This is a genomic window from Halococcus hamelinensis 100A6, assembly GCF_000336675.1.
GTDB classification, from domain to species: domain Archaea; phylum Halobacteriota; class Halobacteria; order Halobacteriales; family Halococcaceae; genus Halococcus; species Halococcus hamelinensis.
Genome location: NZ_AOMB01000023.1, coordinates 15,696 through 31,993, shown reverse-complemented (window position 1 = coordinate 31,993; position 16,298 = coordinate 15,696). Strand labels below are relative to the sequence as shown.

At 67.8% G+C, this 16,298-nt stretch carries 19 protein-coding genes; 12 read left to right on the top strand and 7 right to left on the bottom strand.

Annotation, left to right across the window (positions count from 1 at the left end):
* Nucleotides 1-82: 82 nt before the first annotated feature.
* Nucleotides 83-1,912, top strand: coding sequence for an acetyl-CoA carboxylase biotin carboxylase subunit (locus C447_RS08245; protein ID WP_007692803.1), 1,830 nt, complete (start codon nt 83-85; stop codon nt 1,910-1,912).
* Nucleotides 1,913-1,936: 24 nt separating this feature from the next.
* Here C447_RS08245 and C447_RS08240 read toward each other — a convergent pair whose 3' ends face one another.
* The 3 genes from C447_RS08240 to gatD form a co-directional block, all read right to left on the bottom strand.
* Nucleotides 1,937-2,170, bottom strand: a complete 234-nt coding sequence (locus C447_RS08240) for a hypothetical protein (RefSeq protein WP_007692802.1) — start codon at nt 2,168-2,170, stop codon at nt 1,937-1,939.
* A 76-nt stretch (nt 2,171-2,246) separates the two neighbouring features.
* A complete protein-coding gene (locus C447_RS08235) occupies nt 2,247-3,155 on the bottom strand; it encodes a GNAT family N-acetyltransferase (RefSeq protein WP_007692801.1) in 909 nt (302 codons plus the stop codon).
* Entirely contained in the window at nt 3,152-4,414 is a 1,263-nt protein-coding gene (gene gatD / locus C447_RS08230; RefSeq protein ID WP_007692800.1) for a Glu-tRNA(Gln) amidotransferase subunit GatD, read from the bottom strand. The genes C447_RS08235 and gatD overlap by 4 nt, the downstream gene beginning before the upstream one ends.
* Nucleotides 4,415-4,512: 98 nt before the next feature.
* Here gatD and C447_RS18145 point away from each other — a divergent pair, with 98 nt between their 5' ends.
* From C447_RS18145 to C447_RS08220, 3 genes are all read left to right on the top strand, one after another.
* Nucleotides 4,513-4,650, top strand: coding sequence for a dsRNA-binding motif domain-containing protein (locus C447_RS18145; protein WP_007692799.1), 138 nt, complete (start codon nt 4,513-4,515; stop codon nt 4,648-4,650).
* 108 nt (nt 4,651-4,758) lie between these two features.
* Entirely contained in the window at nt 4,759-5,826 is a 1,068-nt protein-coding gene (locus C447_RS08225) for a zinc-dependent alcohol dehydrogenase family protein (RefSeq protein ID WP_007692798.1), read from the top strand.
* Between the two features lie 82 nt (nt 5,827-5,908).
* On the top strand, nt 5,909-6,490 hold the full coding sequence (locus C447_RS08220; RefSeq protein WP_007692794.1) for a hypothetical protein: 582 nt from the start codon (nt 5,909-5,911) through the stop codon (nt 6,488-6,490).
* A 32-nt stretch (nt 6,491-6,522) separates the two neighbouring features.
* On the opposite strand, the gene C447_RS08215 is transcribed toward C447_RS08220, so the two are convergent.
* Nucleotides 6,523-7,209, bottom strand: a complete 687-nt coding sequence (locus tag C447_RS08215; RefSeq protein ID WP_007692792.1) for a metalloregulator ArsR/SmtB family transcription factor — start codon at nt 7,207-7,209, stop codon at nt 6,523-6,525.
* Nucleotides 7,210-7,285: 76 nt separating this feature from the next.
* Entirely contained in the window at nt 7,286-7,909 is a 624-nt protein-coding gene (locus tag C447_RS08210; RefSeq protein ID WP_237713418.1) for a transposase, read from the bottom strand.
* Nucleotides 7,910-8,028: 119 nt separating this feature from the next.
* Between C447_RS08210 and C447_RS08205 the strand changes: the two genes are divergently transcribed.
* The 5 genes from C447_RS08205 to C447_RS18140 all read left to right on the top strand — a co-directional run bounded on the left by C447_RS08205 (nt 8,029) and on the right by C447_RS18140 (nt 12,115).
* Entirely contained in the window at nt 8,029-8,376 is a 348-nt protein-coding gene (locus C447_RS08205) for a DUF5802 family protein (protein WP_007692787.1), read from the top strand.
* Between the two features lie 50 nt (nt 8,377-8,426).
* Nucleotides 8,427-10,349, top strand: a complete 1,923-nt coding sequence (gene thrS / locus C447_RS08200; RefSeq protein ID WP_007692785.1) for a threonine--tRNA ligase — start codon at nt 8,427-8,429, stop codon at nt 10,347-10,349.
* Nucleotides 10,350-10,426: 77 nt separating this feature from the next.
* Nucleotides 10,427-10,705: a hypothetical protein gene (locus tag C447_RS08195; protein WP_007692783.1), complete on the top strand. Its 279-nt coding sequence runs from the start codon at nt 10,427-10,429 to the stop codon at nt 10,703-10,705.
* Between the two features lie 66 nt (nt 10,706-10,771).
* The gene (locus tag C447_RS08190) at nt 10,772-11,866 is read left to right on the top strand and encodes an aminopeptidase (RefSeq protein ID WP_007692781.1); all 1,095 of its coding nucleotides are present in this window, start codon (nt 10,772-10,774) and stop codon (nt 11,864-11,866) included.
* An 84-nt stretch (nt 11,867-11,950) separates the two neighbouring features.
* On the top strand, nt 11,951-12,115 hold the full coding sequence (locus C447_RS18140; protein WP_007692779.1) for an FmdB family zinc ribbon protein: 165 nt from the start codon (nt 11,951-11,953) through the stop codon (nt 12,113-12,115).
* Here the strand turns inward: C447_RS18140 and C447_RS08185 are convergent, their stop codons facing one another.
* The gene (locus C447_RS08185) at nt 12,116-13,102 is read right to left on the bottom strand and encodes a M57 family metalloprotease (protein ID WP_010612502.1); all 987 of its coding nucleotides are present in this window, start codon (nt 13,100-13,102) and stop codon (nt 12,116-12,118) included.
* Nucleotides 13,103-13,275: 173 nt separating this feature from the next.
* Between C447_RS08185 and C447_RS08180 the strand changes: the two genes are divergently transcribed.
* From C447_RS08180 to C447_RS08170, 3 genes are all read left to right on the top strand, one after another.
* The gene (locus C447_RS08180; RefSeq protein WP_029601915.1) at nt 13,276-13,947 is read left to right on the top strand and encodes a DUF4166 domain-containing protein; all 672 of its coding nucleotides are present in this window, start codon (nt 13,276-13,278) and stop codon (nt 13,945-13,947) included.
* Complete coding sequence (locus tag C447_RS08175; protein WP_007692769.1) at nt 13,944-14,921, top strand: YndJ family protein; 978 nt, start codon at nt 13,944-13,946, stop codon at nt 14,919-14,921. The genes C447_RS08180 and C447_RS08175 overlap by 4 nt, the downstream gene beginning before the upstream one ends.
* A 61-nt stretch (nt 14,922-14,982) precedes the next feature.
* Nucleotides 14,983-15,438 carry a ferritin-like domain-containing protein gene (locus tag C447_RS08170; protein WP_007692767.1) on the top strand — a complete coding sequence of 152 codons (456 nt, stop codon included), beginning with the start codon at nt 14,983-14,985 and terminating at the stop codon, nt 15,436-15,438.
* Nucleotides 15,439-15,501: 63 nt separating this feature from the next.
* Here C447_RS08170 and sod read toward each other — a convergent pair whose 3' ends face one another.
* Complete coding sequence (sod, locus tag C447_RS08165) at nt 15,502-16,113, bottom strand: superoxide dismutase (RefSeq protein ID WP_007692765.1); 612 nt, start codon at nt 16,111-16,113, stop codon at nt 15,502-15,504.
* Between the last annotated feature and the right edge of the window lie 185 nt (nt 16,114-16,298).

Here is a 16,298-nt window from a genome sequence, read left to right as displayed (position 1 = left end):
GGCGAACAGTTTCGTCCGCCGACACAACTCCCGGCCCGGAGTGTATAGTTTTAAGCGCGGAGTCGGTCTACCATGGGAACGAATGTTCGAGAAGGTTCTCGTGGCCAATCGAGGGGAGATCGCGGTGCGCGTGATGCGCGCGTGCGAGGAACTCGGGGTCGACACGGTGGCGGTCTACTCCGAGGCGGACAAGAATTCGGGTCACGTCCGGTACGCCGACGAGGCCTACAACGTCGGCCCGGCGCGCGCCGCCGACTCCTATTTGAACGGCGACGCCATCGTCGAGGCGGGTGAAAAAGCCGGCGCGGACGCCGTCCATCCGGGATACGGCTTCCTCGCGGAGAACGCGCGCTTCGCCGCGCTGGTCGAGGACAGCGAGATGACGTGGATCGGCCCGTCGAGCGATTCGATGGAACTCCTCGGCGAGAAGACCAGCGCGCGAAAGGAGATGAGCGCCGCCGGCGTGCCCACGGTGCCCGGCACCGACGACCCCGTCGAATCCGCCGACGAGATCCGTGAGTTCGCCGAGGAAGCGGGCTATCCCGTGGCGATCAAGGCCGAGGGCGGCGGTGGCGGCCGCGGGATGAAGGTCGTCGAAGAGGAATCGGAGATCGAGGACAAGTTCGAGAGCGCCCAGCGCGAGGGCGAGGCCTACTTCGACAACGACTCGGTCTTCGTCGAGCGATTCCTCGAAGCCCCGCGCCACATCGAGGTCCAGATCATCGCCGACCACCACGGCAACGTCCGCCACATCGGCGAGCGTGACTGCTCGCTCCAGCGCCGTCACCAGAAAGTCATCGAGGAGGGACCGAGTCCCGCGCTCACGGACGAACTCCGAACGGAGATCCAGGAGTCCGCACGGGACGGTGCCGACGCCGCCGACTACTACAACGCCGGCACCTTCGAGTTCCTCGTCGAGGACACCGACCGCGGCGAGGACGGACTCCTCGGTGCGGACAGCGACTTCTACTTCCTCGAAGTCAATACCCGTATTCAGGTCGAGCACACCGTCTCGGAGGAGTTGACGGGGATCGACATCGTGAAGCAGCAGATCCGGGTGGCCGACGGCGAGGAACTCCCGTTCTCCCAGGACGAGGTGGAACTCGACGGCCACGCGATGGAGTTCCGGATCAACGCCGAGAACGCCGCGAACGACTTCGCACCCGGGACGGGGACACTCGAAACCTACGACCCACCGGGCGGGGTCGGGGTGCGCCTCGACGACGCCCACCGACAGGGCGACGAGGTCGTCGGGGACTACGACTCGATGTTCGCGAAGCTCATCGTCTGGGGCGCGGACCGGGAAGAGTGTCTCGCGCGGAGCCGCCGGGCGCTCGCGGAGTTCGAGATCGAGGGCGTCACCACGGTGATCCCGTTCCACCGGCTGATGCTCGACGACGACGCCTTCTCCACGGGGAAACACACCACGAACTACCTCGACGAGGAGCTCGATCCCGAGGAGATCGAGGAAGCCCAGGAGAAGTGGGGACCGACGGGCGGAGCCGAGGGCGGCGAGGACGAGGAGGTCACCGAACGGGACTTCGTCGTCGAGGTCAACGGCAAGCGCTTCGAGGTCAACCTCGAGGAGCGCGGCGCGCCGCCGATCCAGGCCGCGAACGGCTCCGGGGATACCCAGCAGCTCAGTTCGGCCGGGCCGAGCGGCGGCGGGAGCGACGACGGCGGCGCGAGCACGGCGGAGGGCGAACAGGTCACCGCCGAGATGCAGGGCACCATCCTCGACGTCAACGTCGAGGAGGGCGACGAGGTCTCCTCCGGCGACGTGCTCTGCGTGCTCGAAGCCATGAAGATGGAGAACGACGTGGTGGCCTCGCGCGGCGGCACCGTCGTCGAGGTCGCCGCGACCGAGGGCGAGTCGGTCGACATGGGCGACGTGCTCGTGGTGCTCGACTGAGTTCACCGCAAATTGGACGGCCGGTCAGCGTTCGCTCGTCGATCCGCTTCGTTCCGCCCGTGCTTCGAGCGCGTCCGCGATCCGCTCGTGCGCCCGGACGAATCGATACGCGAGGGAGAGCACGTACAGGGAGACGAGAAGTCCAACCCCGACGAGGGGTTGGTTGGCGATGAGGATGCTGTACAGTAGTATCAGAAGTCCGATAACGGCCGCAACGACCGACGTGTATCGACGATATCCGTCCGTTCGGTCGATCATAGAACATATCGTGATACTGTTCTACATTAACCCGTCAGACGAAACTATTCAAGATGGGGAGCAGCCCGGAAGCATCTCAAGTGAGGTCGGCTTCGAGCACGAAGTCGGGCTCCTCACTCACGCCGATACGGAGCGCGGCGACGTCCGAGACCGCCGTGACGGTCTCGGGGATCAGCACCCGGGTCCGGTCCGCGCCGAGGTCGTCGGCGTCGGCACCGATGGCACCGAAGAGCGCCCGCGCGGCGTCGAGGTCGGCCCACGCACCGATGCCGTACTCCGCAACGTGCTCGGCCTCGTCGCCCTCGCGCTCGAAATCCCGGGCTCGATAGCCCATCGCCCGCGTTCCCTCGCCGGCTCGTTCGGCCGCGAACAGTCGTGTCTCGTCGGCGGCGCGGTGGAGCGTCCCGCGAGTGAGCTCCGAGACCGCCCACGACTCGTCCATGTCGAGGGTGAGGTCCGAGAGGTTGCGTCGCGCCGTCGAGCGCTGCCAGAAGCTCCAGGCCGCGTCGGGGTCAGAGACGACCTCGTGGTCGTCGTCGGCGTCCGCCGTCTCGGGTGTCGGGTGCGCCCACCGGAACTCGGTCCGGGGGTCGTAGCCCGCGGCGCGCGAGACGCCGAGACCCGCGACGTTCCACGAGAACACCATGTTCCGACAGACCGTCGCGCCCTGCTCGCGCGCCCACGCGAACAGCGCGTCGTTGAGCCGGACCCCGACCCCCTCCCCGCGATAGGCGGGGTTGACACGCATCCCCTGCGCCCACGCCTCGTGGTCGGAGAGGAACACCACTTGGCAGAGGCCGGCGATGTCGTCGCCCGCGTCGGCGACCAGGGTTCGCTTTCGGTCGGGGTTGCCTTCGATCCAGTCGTGGTAGACGTCGGGGAGGTAGTCGCTCGTCTCGCGGTCGGCCCACGTCTCGCGGGTGAACGCCACGATGTCCTCGTAGTCGTCCGGCTCCGCCGCCCGGAGGTGGATCTCGGCGCTCACGGCCGTCCCTCGGGGGCGTTTTCGAGCGGGACCGAGCGCTCGGAACACTCGCCCGCCACCGGGGTTCGCATCGTCTTCGCAGGGTCGTCGGCGTTCGCGAGCGCCCACATCAGTTTGACCTTCGCGGTTCCCGGGAGGGTGTCCTCTGCCTCGACGACGCCGGCGTCGAGGAGGTCACGCCCGGTGTCGTAGACCCGGTCGCAGACCCGCCCGCCGAGACACTGGCTCGTCATCGCGACGGTCGTCCCGTTCTCGATCAGTTCACGAAGCCGCGGTATCCAGTCGGTGTGGACGTGGCCCAATCCCGTTCCCTCGATGACGAGACCGGCGCTCCCCGAGACCGCATCGAGCACCGCCTCGCTCGTACCGGGCGTGAACTTCACGAGCTCGACGTCGGTTTCGAGGTCGGGGGAGATGGCGAGCGACGTCCCATCGCGTTCGGAGTACTCGCGTCGGAAACCCACCTCATCGGCCTCGTAGTCGACCCAGCCGAGCGGACGCGCACCCACCGTCTCGAAGGCGTCGCGGCGCGAGGTGTGGTTCTTTCTGACCCTCGTCCCGCGGTGGAGCGCACAGCGGTCGTCCGAGTCGGTCGCGTGCATACAGACCAGTACCTCCGCGCAGTCGGACTTGGCGGCCTCGACGGCACAGACCGCGTTCATCACGTTGTCGGAGGAGGGCCGGTCGGCCGAACGCTGGCTGCCGGTGAACACGATGGGAACGGGGGTATCGAGCATGAACGCCAGCGCCGAGGCCGAGAACTGCATCGTGTCGGTGCCGTGCATCACCACGACGCCGTCCGCGCCCGCCTCGACCTCCTCGTGGACCGCGTGCGCGAGGTCCTGCCAGATCCCCGGGGTCATGTTCTCCGAGAGGATGTTCGCCACCACCCTCCCCCGATAGTTCGCCCGGCCCGCGAGCTCCGGCACCGCCCGAAGCACGTCCTCGGCGTCGAACTGGGCGGTCACCGCGCCGGTTCGGTAGTCGACGGTGGAGGCGATGGTTCCCCCCGTCGAGATCAGCGCCACGGTCGGAAGGTCGTCGTCGAACTCGACTTCCGAGGCGTCGTCCTCGTCGTCGCGCTCGATGTCGTAGACGTCGGCTTCGACGACCTCGACCTCGCTTCCCTCCCGCTCGATGCCGACGTTGTAGCCGCCGTCGAGCTTGAGGACGACGTGCTCGTCGGTCGAGGAGGGGAGGAGTACGCCCTCGTGGGTTCGGCCCTCGCGCGCGAGTCGGACGCGGTCGCCCGGATTCATATCCCACCTATCGAGCCGTCGGACTTCAACCCATCCGTTCGGGACGCGTTCGTCGGCGTTCAAAGGTGATTTGTGGGGTCGCGCGCGAGAGGTGAGGGATGACCGAATACTACGTCACCGTCGGCGACGACGTGGTCGAGGGGCCGTTCGAGACCCGAAAGGAGGCGAAACGGCGCAAGGACGAACTCAGCACCAACGAGGTCGGGGTCCGCTACCGGGTCTCGGCGCGGTCGTAGCGTTCCACGCGCCCTCCACGAACCCGGACCACCCGATAATCTCATCGATAGCACATAATGAATAATACGTTAAATTGATTGTATCGGCCGGTATTGTTTGGGAATGCCATGCAGGCAGTCGTACTGGAGGAGTTTCAGGAGCCGTTGACCGTCCAGGACGTGGATCGTCCCGAACCGGAACCCGACGGAGCCGTGGCCGAGGTCGTCGGCTGCGGCGTGTGCCGTTCGGACTGGCACTGCTGGCAGGGCGACTGGGACTGGTTCGGCTACCGTCCCGACCCGCCACACGTTCTCGGTCACGAACCGACCGGCCGCATCGTCGCCGTCGGGGAGGACGTCGAGACCGTCGAGGAGGGCCAGGAGGTCGCCATCCCGTTCAACTTCGCGTGTGGCATCTGCGACCGATGTCGGAACGGGCGCGAGAACATCTGTGATAACCACGTCGGTCTCGGGTTCATGAACGAGGCCCCCGGTGCGTTCGCCGAGGAGGTCCACATCCCGCACGCCGACATCAACGCCGTGGCGCTCCCGGACACCATCGACGCCGAGACCGCTGCGGGGTGTGGCTGCCGGTTCATGACCTCGTTCCACGCGATGGCCCACCGCGGGCCCGTCCACGCCGGCGACGACGTGGTGATCCACGGCTGTGGCGGCATCGGCCTCTCGGCGGTCCACATCGCGAACGCGCTCGGCGGTAACGTGATCGCGGTGGACCTCATGGACGAGAAGCTCGAGAAGGCCGAGGAGCTCGGCGCGGTCGCCACCGTCAACGCCAGTGACGTCGACGACGCCGCGGGCGAGGTCCGGGCCATCACCGACGGCGGCGCGGACGTCTCCGCCGACGCGCTCGGGATCGAGACGACGTGCCGGAACGCGGTCAACAGCCTTCGAAAGGGCGGGACACACGTCCAGATCGGGCTGACCACGTCCGACGAGGCGGGAATGATCCCGTTGCCGACCGACGACTTCGTCGCGAAGGAGATAGACTTCCACGGCTCGCTCGGGCTCCAGCCGTCGCGCTACAGCGAGATGCTCGACATGATCGAATCCAGCAAGCTCGACCCCTCGGCGCTGGTCGAGAAGACCGTCGACATCCACGGCGTGCCCGACGAACTCGCGGCGATGACCGACTTCAACACGCTGGGGATCCCGGTCTGTACCGACTTCAGCAGCTAACCGACCCGTCCGCGCTCGACGGGCGAAACCCATCCCCGACGCACGGGGAAAAACCCATGCCGTTCGGGCTCCGAGTCGAGGCATGGCCGACGGTGGCGGCGAGGGCACGGAGACCAAGACCCGCGACGTCGACGACCTCCTCGCCGAGGTCGACGACATCGCCGGCGAGGGCGACGAGTCCCGGGGTCGTGAATCGAGCGACCGCGCCGGGACGACGACCGCCGACCCGACGGCGACGACGACCGCCGACCCGACGGCGACGACCGCCGACGCGACCCGATCGGGAACCGGATCGACGCTCCGCCAGCGGATGGGCGGCGTGTTCTCGCTCAAGGCCTTCGTCGTCGCGCTCGTGCTCACGGCGGTCGGGAGCGGCCTCGGCGGATTCATCCCGCTCATCGGGGGCCCGCTGGCGTTCCTCGGGCTGTTCCTCGCGACGTTCGTTCTCGGGGCGATCGGCAGCCGCCAGTACTACGTCGAAGCCGGTCTCGCGGCGGGGCTGGTCGCGGGCGGGAGCGCGCTCCAGAACCACATCTACCTCGCGTTCGTCGACGGTAGCGGGCCGGTCTTCATCGCCGGGTTCGCGGTCATCGGGCTGGTCTGTGGCGTTCTCGGCCACTACTTCGGTCGGGACCTCCGCGACGGACTCACCCGCGACCTGTAGTCGCGTTCGACCGTCGCCGTCCGAACGGACCATCACTCGACCGTCCAGCGGCCGTTCTCGCGGCTCACGAGCCCGTGAGTCATCAGCAGGTCGAGCGCGTCCTCGACCACCGGGAGGGGAACCCCGAGGCGTTCGGCGAGCTTGTCGGCGGTGCGTGCGCCCGCCTCGATCCCGGCGAGCACCTCGGCACAGAAGCGCGCGTCGCCGTGGTCCGCGGTGCCGGGACGGTCGTCGACGGCGAGCCCGGCCTCGACCTCGTCGGTGAGCGCGTCGTGGAGCGTGGCGAGCCGCCCCTGAACCCAGCGCTGGGCGAGCGAGAGCTCGTCCTCCAGTTCCTCGAAGCGCCGGAGGTCGGCGGCGAGGTCGGCGAGGTCGCTCGTGTCGTCCGTCGAAACGTCGATCGAGACGTACCGACACGACGCGATATCGAGGCTCGAGCTCGCCGGATAGGCGCTCTTCGCCCCGAACCCGTAGGGCGAGACCGTGACTTCGAGCCGCAGGTTCCGCGAGATCCGGAAGTACTTCCGGCGACCGTCGTCGACCCGGCTCTCGACCAGTCCGGCCTCGTCGAGCTTCCGGAGGTGACCGATCACCGCCTTCGGGCTCACCCCGAGCGCGTCGCTGATCTCGGTGACGTAGCAGGGCCGTTGGGCGAGGAGCCTGAGAATGCGCCGACGGTTTTCGTTCCCCAGGAGATCGAGCAGCGCCGCGGAATCCATTCACCTCTCGTTAGTGCTCAGAGCGTAAAACGTCGCCGGTGCGACGAGGGACGTGCCCCGGAGCGGTCGTCGGTCCCTACGGACCGCTGTAGGTCGTTCCCGACCGGCGGGCGGTCCCCGCGAACCGGCCCTCGTCGGTGGTCGCGGCCGAGCCGTTCGGGGCGGTGGCGTTCGCGTTGGTAGTGTTGGTGCTGGCTGCACTGGCGTTCGAGTCAAGGGCCGGTACCGTCAGGTTCTCGATCCGGCTGTCGAGGTCGTCGAACGTCGTCGCGTTCACGCCCTCGCTCGCCGCGGTGGTCTCCGCCTCGCTCACCGCGTTCCGGAGCGCCTCGCGTTCGGCGACCAGACGAACCCGTTGGCTCCGGAGGGCGAGCGACGTCGCGTTCTCGGGGGGAAACCGGTCGATCCGGGCTTCGAGCCGGTCGAGCCGTTCGTCGAGGGTCGCGGCACGGTGCTGGACGAGCGCCTGCTTCCGGGTGAGGTTGTTGGCCGTCTCGAACGCCGCGAGCCACATCCCGGCGTCGACGGAGCCGTTGGTCGCGACGACGCCGCGCTGCATGAACGTCGAGACGTCGTCGAACGTCCCGCCGTCGACGTCGCGCTGGGTTGTGGTCCCGGTCGGCTGCGCCTGTGAGGTCATCCCCACGACCCCACCCGCCAGTACGAGGAGGGCGACGACGACCGCGGCGTTCGTGTTCACTGCCACCCGGTTGACGAGGCCGGGATAAAAGCTCGCTGGCCGTTCGCGTCGGCCCTCCACCCGCTCGGTCGGCGGGCCCGAAGCGTTTAGTACCGGTATGTGGTATGTATCACCATAGCATGTTCGAACGGTTCTCGCGCGGCTACTACGTCGGTCGGCTCTCCATCGAACCCGCCCCGGACGCCGACCGGGCGCTGATCCAGCGCACCACCCACGAACGGCTCAATCGCGAGCTCTACACCACGGACGAGGGGATCGAGCGGACCGACCTCCCGCTGGTGATGAAACTCGAGACCAGCCACTTCGCGGTTCACGGCGACGACGGGGTGCCGCGCGATACCCTCTGGCTCCCCGAGTCGGTGCTCGCGGAGTCGCGGGTCGAGGCCCCACCGACGCTTCGGGAGGTGTTCCTCGCGAAGGCCGACCGCGCGGCACAGCTCCTCCGGTTCGCGGGACGGGCGGTCTGACCGGCGACCGTCTCAACAGGCTTATGCCGCGCGTGGGACCTATTCGGCCCATGAGCGATGTCGTCGTGACGCTGCCGGACGGTTCCGAACTGGACGTCGAGCGGGGCTCGACGGTCGAGGACGTGGCCTACGAGATCGGCTCCGGGCTCGGTCGGGACACCGTGGCGGGCGTCGTGGACGGAAACCTGGTCGATAAGGCCCAGCCGATCCGATCGGACATCGAACTCGAGATCGTCACCGACCAATCCGAGGAGTACCTCGACGTGCTCCGGCACTCGGCGGCCCACGTCTTCGCCCAGGCCCTCACACGATTGCGCCCCGAGGCGAAACTCACCATCGGTCCCTGGACCGACGAGGGCTTCTACTACGACATCGCGAACGTCGACCTCGACGAGAGCGACCTGGAGGCGATCGAGGACGAGGCCGAATCGATAATCGAAGCGGACCTCGCGATCGAACGGACAGAATACTCGCGCGAGGAAGCCTTCGAGACCTACGACGACAACCCGTACAAACGCGAGATCCTCGACACCGAGGTCGCGGGCGAGGACCCCGTGAGCTTCTACGAGCAGGGCGACTTCTACGACCTCTGTCGTGGCCCGCACGTCGACTCGACGGGCGAGATCGGCGGGTTCGCGCTGCTCGAGATCTCGGCGGCCTACTGGCGCGGCGACGAGGAAAACGAAACCCTGACCAGGGTCTACGGCACGGCGTTCGAATCCGAGGGCGAACTCGACGACTACCTCGAACGGCGTGCGGAGGCCGCCGAACGCGACCACCGGAAGATCGGCCGGGAGATGGACCTGTTCTCGATCTCCGAAACCGCGGGCCCCGGACTGCCGCTCTACCACCCGAACGGGAAACGGGTCCTGGATTCGCTCTCCGAGTACGCGCGTTCGCTCAACCTCGACGCGGGCTACGAGCCGGTCGAGACCCCGCACCTCTTCCGGACCGAACTCTGGAAACAGTCGGGCCACTACGACAACTACGTCGACGACATGTTCCTCCTCGACGTCGACGACGAGGAGTACGGCCTGAAGCCGATGAACTGTCCGGGGCACGCGATGATCTTCGAGAACCAATCGTGGAGCTACCGCGACCTCCCGGTTCGGTACTTCGAGGACGGCACGGTCTACCGGAAGGAACAGCGCGGCGAGCTGTCGGGGCTCTCGCGAACCTGGTCGTTCACCATCGACGACGGCCACCTGTTCGTCCGCCCGGACCAGATCGCCGCCGAGATCGAGACGATCATGGAGACCATCTTCGAGGTGATGGAGGTCGTGGACCTCGACGCCGAGATCGCGCTGGCGACGCGCCCGGAGAAGTCGGTCGGGAGCGACGAGCTCTGGGACCAGGCCGAAACCCAGCTCAGGGACGTCCTCGACGAGGGCGGCTACGACTACGAGGTCGAGGAGGGCGACGGCGCGTTCTACGGCCCGAAGATCGACTTCTCCTTCGGCGACGCGCTCGGGCGGGTCTGGGACGGTCCGACCGTCCAGCTCGACTTCAATATGCCCGAACGGCTCGACCTGCAGTACACCGGCGAGGACAACGAGACCCACCGACCGGTGATGATCCACCGCGCGCTCTACGGCAGCTACGGGCGCTTCTTCATGGTACTGATCGAGCACTTCAACGGCAACTTCCCGACCTGGCTCGCGCCCGAACAGGTCCGGATCCTGCCCGTCAGCGACGACAACATCGAGTACGCCGAGTCGGTCGCCGACGAACTCGAGGGCTTCCGTACCTCGGTCGAGACCCGTTCGTGGACGGTCGGCCGGAAGATCCGGGCCGGCCACGACGACCGCCTCCCCTACATGCTCATCGTCGGCGGCACCGAAGAGGAGGCCGGCACGGTCTCGGTCCGCGACCGCGAGGAGCGCGAGCAGGACGGCGTCTCGGTCGAGGACTTCCGCGCACACCTCGAAGCCGAGCGCGACGAGAAGCGGACGACGCCCGACTTCCTCGATTGAGGCCGGTCGAACGGTTCGATCCCGGAATCGGCTGCTCCCGCCCGAGGAGCGATGAGGGAGCGGCGACGAGGGTGGGTATGGACGAGTGTGTGATCTGTGAGCGCGAGGTCGAGACCACGAGGCACCACCTGATCCCGAAGAACCGGAAGGAGAGCCCCATCGTTCCCGTCTGCGGGTCCTGCCACCGCCAGATCCACGCGGTGTTCACCAACCACGAACTCAAACACCGCTTCAACACCGTGACGGCGCTCAAGGAGTCAGAAGAGATGCGGAAGTTCGCGGCGTGGATCCGGAAGACGAACAAGCGACACGTCGCGGTCGACGAGACCAAACGCGTCAGCGACTGGCGCGGATAGCGAAACGACGGAAGGAAGTCGTGGCTCGATGGGCGGAGTTTTGGCCGCGGCGGGTGATGGCCGTACATGGACGACCGGATCGAGGAGCACGCGGAGGTACTGGTCGACTGGAGCGCCCGGATCGAAGCCGGAGACGACGTCGTCGTGAGCGTCTCGGAGGGCGCACACGACCTCGCGGTCGCGGTGGCCCGCGCGCTCGGCGAGCGTGGCGCGAACCTCGTGAGTACCTACGGCTCCGCGGAGGTGAGTCGGGCCTACCTCGACGGCCACGACGGGGAGTTCGACGCGGACCCCGACCACGAGCTCGCGCTCTACGAGAACGCCGACGCCGTGCTCTCGCTCGGCGGTGGACGGAACACCAGCGCGATGGCCGACGTGCCCGGCGACCGGCTCGAAGCCGCCTCGAAGGCCACCACCGAGATTCGTGAGGCACGGATGGACACCGACTGGGTTTCGACCGTCCACCCCACCCGGTCGCTCGCCCAGCAGGCCGGTATGAGCTACGAAGCCTACCAGGAGTTCGTCTACGACGCCGTGCTCCGCGACTGGGCGTCGCTGGCCGAGGAGATGGCCGAGATGAAAGAGCGCCTCGACGAGGGGGACGAAGTCCGGGTCGTCTCCGAGGGGACCGACCTCACGCTCTCGATCGAGAACCGAACGGCGGTCAACTCCACGGCGTCGGTCGACGACGATTCCCACAACCTCCCGAGCGGCGAGGTGTTCACCGCACCACACGCCGCCGCGGGCGAGGTCACCTTCGACGTCCCGATGACGGTTCGGGGACGGCAGGTGCGCGACGTCTGGCTCCGATTCGAGGACGGCGCGGTCGTCGACTTCGACGCGGCAGGGGGCTCGGAAGTGATCGGCGAGGTCCTCGACACCGACGCGGGGTCACGACGGCTCGGCGAACTCGGGATCGGGATGAACCGCGGTATCGACCGGCCGACCGACAGCATCCTGTTCGACGAGAAGATGGCGGGCACGGTGCATCTCGCGCTCGGCCGGGCCTACGACGCCTGTCTCCCCGAGGACGAGACGGGCAACGAGAGCGCGGTCCACGTCGACCTGATAACCGACATGAGCGAGGGTTCACGCCTCGAGATCGATGGACGCGTGGTCCAGCGCGACGGCGTTTTCGCGTGGGAGGACGGGTTCGAGTGAGCGGGCGGAACGACCGGTCCGCGCCGTGAGCCCGACAAAGTATTTATGCTTTCTGGCCGATCGTGGGATCGGAGCGATCGTCGAATGAGCTATCTCGAACGTTTCAGAGGCCGGATCGGGGCGGCGAACGACACGGACGAGACGGAGTACGCCTGTCGGGACTGTGGGACGGGCTTCGACGAGCGCTGGCAGGTGTGTCCGGAGTGTGGTGGCTACTCGGTGCGGCGGCGCGAGTGGGACTCGGTGTAGCTATCGCCACCACTCGCCCGCCCGCTGGTCGTTGGGGGTCGTGACCGCGAGCGCCGGTGGGTACGCGGATTCGTCCTCGATACCGAAGCCGAGCCCCAGCCATCGGGCGACGTGCCAGCCGACGACGTCGGTTTCGAGGTCGGTGAGCGTGATGTCGACCCGCTCGTAGCGTTCGAGCGCGCCGTCGCCGTCGGAATCCGTCCCGAAGACCGAGCCGCACGAGCCCCGTCGGGACCCGCACGCCGAGCTCGGCGCGAACCGCACTACGACGTCGGCCTCGGTGAGGTTCCGCGTTCGCTGGAAGGAGACGTTCTCCGGGACCGTCCCGTCCGCGCCGCGGTCGTAGTACGCGAGGGCGTGGCGGATCTGCTCGCGGGTCGCCGGCGTCGCGTTCACGAGGTAGACCGCGAGCGTGGGGTCGTCCCACGCCAACGCCCGGTCGGTCGCGTTCGGCTGGGGGAGTGCCCGGAGGGTCGTTCGGGGTGCCATCACGGACTGCGGTTCGTCGTCGTGGCCGAGCCCGAAGGCGTGGCCGAGTTCGTGTTCGACGACGTGGACGGTCGAATCGTCGGAGAGGTTGTCGAGCGCGCTGACCCCGACCGTGTCGGCGGTCTGGGTGGGGTTCGTTATCATCGGCGCACAGCCGGCGGCGTGGTCGACGTCGCCACACGTCGAGAGCGCGGGGGTGAACGAGACCCGGATGTCGGGGTCGGTCGCGTTCGGGACGACCGTGGCGTTCACCGTGTAGTTGAGGTAGCGCTCGTCGTTGGCCTCCCAGCGATCGAGCGCCTCGCGGACGAGCGGCACGAAGTCGCGGTCGGTGGCGTTGGCCTCGACCGCGACGGTGAGGTTCTCGCTCGGGTACGGGTTGTCGGGGTCGCCGGCGAAGCCCGCGACCGGCCTCGGCAGCGAGTCCCCGGAGAACCCCACACAACCGGTCGAAGCGATGAGACAGACTACGACCACGACGCGCGCCGCCCTACTCATTGTTCGAAGGGTGGACCGTGGGCGGTATCACCCTTGCGCCGTCGGCCTCGACGACCGCGACCGCCCCGCGCGAAGGCTTTTGTTCAGCACGACCCGAACTCGAATATGAGTGGATCTCGGGTCGGCCGGAGACGGGTTCGGCGACGGATCGAACGGCCGACGGGGCGACGACGATGACAGGGGTGTACGAACGCGCGCTCGGGGCGGCGGCCGACGACCTCCACCCGAAGGTCCGCGAGCGCTATTCGGTTGACCCGACGGACGACACGATCGGGGTCGGACGCGGTCGGATGGACATCACGCGTGGAACCCACGTCCTCCCCGCGCTCTACCCGATGACGGCGCTCAATCTCCTCTTTCCCGAGGCGGGCCACGACGTCCCGTTCACGGTTCGCACTGCGGGCTTCGAGGAGGGTGGACACGAGGCGCTCGCGACGATCCGCGAGTTCGAGTTCCGGGAGAAACGCCGCCGCTTCGACTCCCTCACCGTCTGGGATGCCGACCGGGAACGGTTGTTCGATTTCCTTGGAACCGGCGGACGACTCGTGAGCGAACTCCACCCGCGTGTGGAGGCGGGCGTGCTCGTCGTCGAGTCGGGCGCACAGTGGCTCCGGGTGGGCGACCAGTATCTCCGGTTTCCCGAACCCCTCGCCGCGAGCGTCGAGGTCCGCGACCGCTACGACGAGACCGGCGAGCGCTATCACGTCGACGCGACCATCGAGAACCCGCTCGCGGGCCACATCCTGAGCTATCGCGGGACGTTCACCCAGGGCAGCGAATCCGCCTCGACGGTCCCCGACGACCTGCGGCCGACCCGCGGGATAGAACGGCTGCCGTCGGGATGACCGACGTCGGGACCGAGCGGTCGTCGGGAGGGTGGCTCCCGACCGCCCTCGGGCGAACCGACGCGAGTGCGATCGTCGGCGGGGCGGCGTGGCTGCTGGCGGTGGCGGTCGCGGACCTCGATGCGGTCCAGCGGGCGGTCTCGCTCGCGGTGCTCGTGGTCGTCCCGTTCGGGATGGGAATGGCGGCCACGCCGGCGTTCGAGGGGTGGGCGCGTCGGTGGTACACCGTCGCCGTGGTCGGCCAGCCGGTCGCTGGATTGGTAGTGCTCGCGTCGTTCCTCCTGCCGTCGAGTGGACTTTGGCCGGCGCTCGCTGCGGTGCCGTGGGTCGCGGTGACGGGAGCACTCGGGCTCACGGCTGTCACACGGGTTCGAGCGCGCGGGTTGTGGCCGCTCTCGGAGACCCTGATCGACGCGGGGTTCGCCTATTCCATCGTCGGCGCGGTCGCGCTCGTGCTCCACCACCTCGGGATCACCTTCCGGTTCGACCCGGTGATCGTCTTCCTGACGGCGATCCACTTCCACTTCGCGGGGTTCGTGCTGCCGGTGCTGACCGGGCTCGCGGGCCGGGCGCTCGGCGACCGCGCGGGACGAGGGTTTCGGGTACTGGCGGCGGTCGTCCTCCTCGGTCCCGCGTTCATCGCGGTCGGGATCTCCTTCTCGCCCCTCGTCGAAGTCCTCGCCGTCGGTGGGTTCACCGTCGCCGTGGGAGTCCTCGGGGGCTACATCGTGCTCCGGGTCGCACCCGCTCGGCCGGCGCTCCAACGGCTCCTCGTTTCGGTCTCCGCGCTCGCGCTCCCGGTCTCGATGGTGCTCGCGCTCGGCTACGGGGTCTCGACGTTCACGGAGCTCGGTCCGCGGATACCGATCGGGACGATGGTCTCGCTTCACGGCTCGCTCAACGCCTACTGGTTCGCGCTGGTCGGGGCGGTCGGCTGGCGGCTCGCGGTACCACGTGCCGCCCAGGTGGCGTGAACGAGCGGGAGAACTGCACCGACCCACATCGCTAAGACGATGGATGGAGTACGCCCCACGTATGACGAGCGACGAAGTGGTCGACCTGCTCCGGACGGCGTACAACGACGAGATCGAGACGGTGATGAACTACCTCACGAACGCCACGATCCTCGACGGCGTCGCTGCCGAGGAGGTCAAGGACAGCCTCCGAACCGACGCGACCGAGGAGGAGCTCCTCCACGCCGAGCGCATCGGCGAGCGCCTGAAGGAGCTCGACGCCCAGCCGCCGGCCTCCTTCGAGTTCGAACCCCATCAGGAGAACCTCCAGCCGCCCGAGGACACGGCGGACGTGCTGTCGGTGATCGACGGCGTGATCGAGTACGAGGAGGCGGCGATCGACATCTATCGATCGCTCATCTCGGCCGCGCGCGAGGCCGACGACCCCGTGACCGAGGACCTCGCGGTGACGCTGCTCTCGGACGAGGAGTCCCACCGGGCCGAGTTCCGGAGCTTCCGCAAGGGCTACAAGGAGTAGCGACTCCGAGGGACGGTCGCGCTGCTGGTCGGTGAGCGCGCGAAAAATGCGTGGGTTCGGGGATTACTCGTGGTTCGAGACGGTCTGTTCGTAGTTGTCGGCGGCGGCGTCCCAGTCGACGACCTCGAAGAAGGCGTCGACGAAGCTGCCGCGGTCGGGACCGTAGTCGTAGTAGTACGAGTGTTCCCAGACGTCGAGCGCGAGTACCGGATGGGCTCCCCAGAGCGCGCCGTCGTCGTGTTTGTCGACGGCCACGTTCCGAAGCTGGTCGGCGACCGGGTCGTAGACCAGCAGTGCCCAGCCCGAAGCCGCGGACGCGGCGGCCTCGAACTCGTCCTTCCAGCCCTCGTAGGAGCCGAAGTCCTCCGCGATGCGGTCGGCGAGGTCACCGTCGGGTTCGCCGCCGCCGTTCGGGCTCATGTTCTCCCAGAACATCGTGTGGAGATAGTGACCCGAGCCGTTGTGGGTCACGTTGTTGAGCGCGCCACCCGTCGTGGAGTGGTCGCCGGACTCGCGGTTCTCCGCGAGGGTCTCCTCGGCGCTCTCCAGACCGTTCACGTAGCCCTGATGGTGGGTGTCGTGATGCCATTCGAGCACCTGTTCGGAGATGTGGGGTTCGAGCGCGTCGTAGTCGTAGGGGAGCGGTGGGAGCTCCGGATGAGAGTGTTCAGGCATTGTATTTCCTCCACTTCATACAACGCCGCGATGACTGTTAAAGCTTGATACAGACATGATAGCGTTCCACATGGGCGCGAATCGTCGATCTCGACCAACCACCGTGGCGCGCGCTCGCGGTCGTGGGTGAACAGAGGTGAACCCGCGACCGCAAATCGGCGTGCGAGGGATGAGCACCGAAGGGA

Excerpts from the sequence above, each read along its gene's own strand:
- C447_RS08245 (WP_007692803.1), top strand. The coding sequence starts at position 83 with ATGTTCGAGAAGGTTCTCGTGGCCAATCGAGGGGAGATCGCGGTGCGC.
- C447_RS08240 (WP_007692802.1), bottom strand. The coding sequence starts at position 2,170 with ATGATCGACCGAACGGACGGATATCGTCGATACACGTCGGTCGTTGCG.
- gatD (WP_007692800.1), bottom strand. The coding sequence starts at position 4,414 with ATGAATCCGGGCGACCGCGTCCGACTCGCGCGCGAGGGCCGAACCCAC.
- C447_RS18145 (WP_007692799.1), top strand. The coding sequence starts at position 4,513 with ATGACCGAATACTACGTCACCGTCGGCGACGACGTGGTCGAGGGGCCG.
- C447_RS08225 (WP_007692798.1), top strand. The coding sequence starts at position 4,759 with ATGCAGGCAGTCGTACTGGAGGAGTTTCAGGAGCCGTTGACCGTCCAG.
- C447_RS08220 (WP_007692794.1), top strand. The coding sequence starts at position 5,909 with ATGGCCGACGGTGGCGGCGAGGGCACGGAGACCAAGACCCGCGACGTC.
- C447_RS08215 (WP_007692792.1), bottom strand. The coding sequence starts at position 7,209 with ATGGATTCCGCGGCGCTGCTCGATCTCCTGGGGAACGAAAACCGTCGG.
- C447_RS08205 (WP_007692787.1), top strand. The coding sequence starts at position 8,029 with ATGTTCGAACGGTTCTCGCGCGGCTACTACGTCGGTCGGCTCTCCATC.
- thrS (WP_007692785.1), top strand. The coding sequence starts at position 8,427 with ATGAGCGATGTCGTCGTGACGCTGCCGGACGGTTCCGAACTGGACGTC.
- C447_RS08195 (WP_007692783.1), top strand. The coding sequence starts at position 10,427 with ATGGACGAGTGTGTGATCTGTGAGCGCGAGGTCGAGACCACGAGGCAC.
- C447_RS08190 (WP_007692781.1), top strand. The coding sequence starts at position 10,772 with ATGGACGACCGGATCGAGGAGCACGCGGAGGTACTGGTCGACTGGAGC.
- C447_RS18140 (WP_007692779.1), top strand. The coding sequence starts at position 11,951 with ATGAGCTATCTCGAACGTTTCAGAGGCCGGATCGGGGCGGCGAACGAC.
- C447_RS08185 (WP_010612502.1), bottom strand. The coding sequence starts at position 13,102 with ATGAGTAGGGCGGCGCGCGTCGTGGTCGTAGTCTGTCTCATCGCTTCG.
- C447_RS08180 (WP_029601915.1), top strand. The coding sequence starts at position 13,276 with ATGACAGGGGTGTACGAACGCGCGCTCGGGGCGGCGGCCGACGACCTC.
- C447_RS08175 (WP_007692769.1), top strand. The coding sequence starts at position 13,944 with ATGACCGACGTCGGGACCGAGCGGTCGTCGGGAGGGTGGCTCCCGACC.
- C447_RS08170 (WP_007692767.1), top strand. The coding sequence starts at position 14,983 with ATGACGAGCGACGAAGTGGTCGACCTGCTCCGGACGGCGTACAACGAC.
- sod (WP_007692765.1), bottom strand. The coding sequence starts at position 16,113 with ATGCCTGAACACTCTCATCCGGAGCTCCCACCGCTCCCCTACGACTAC.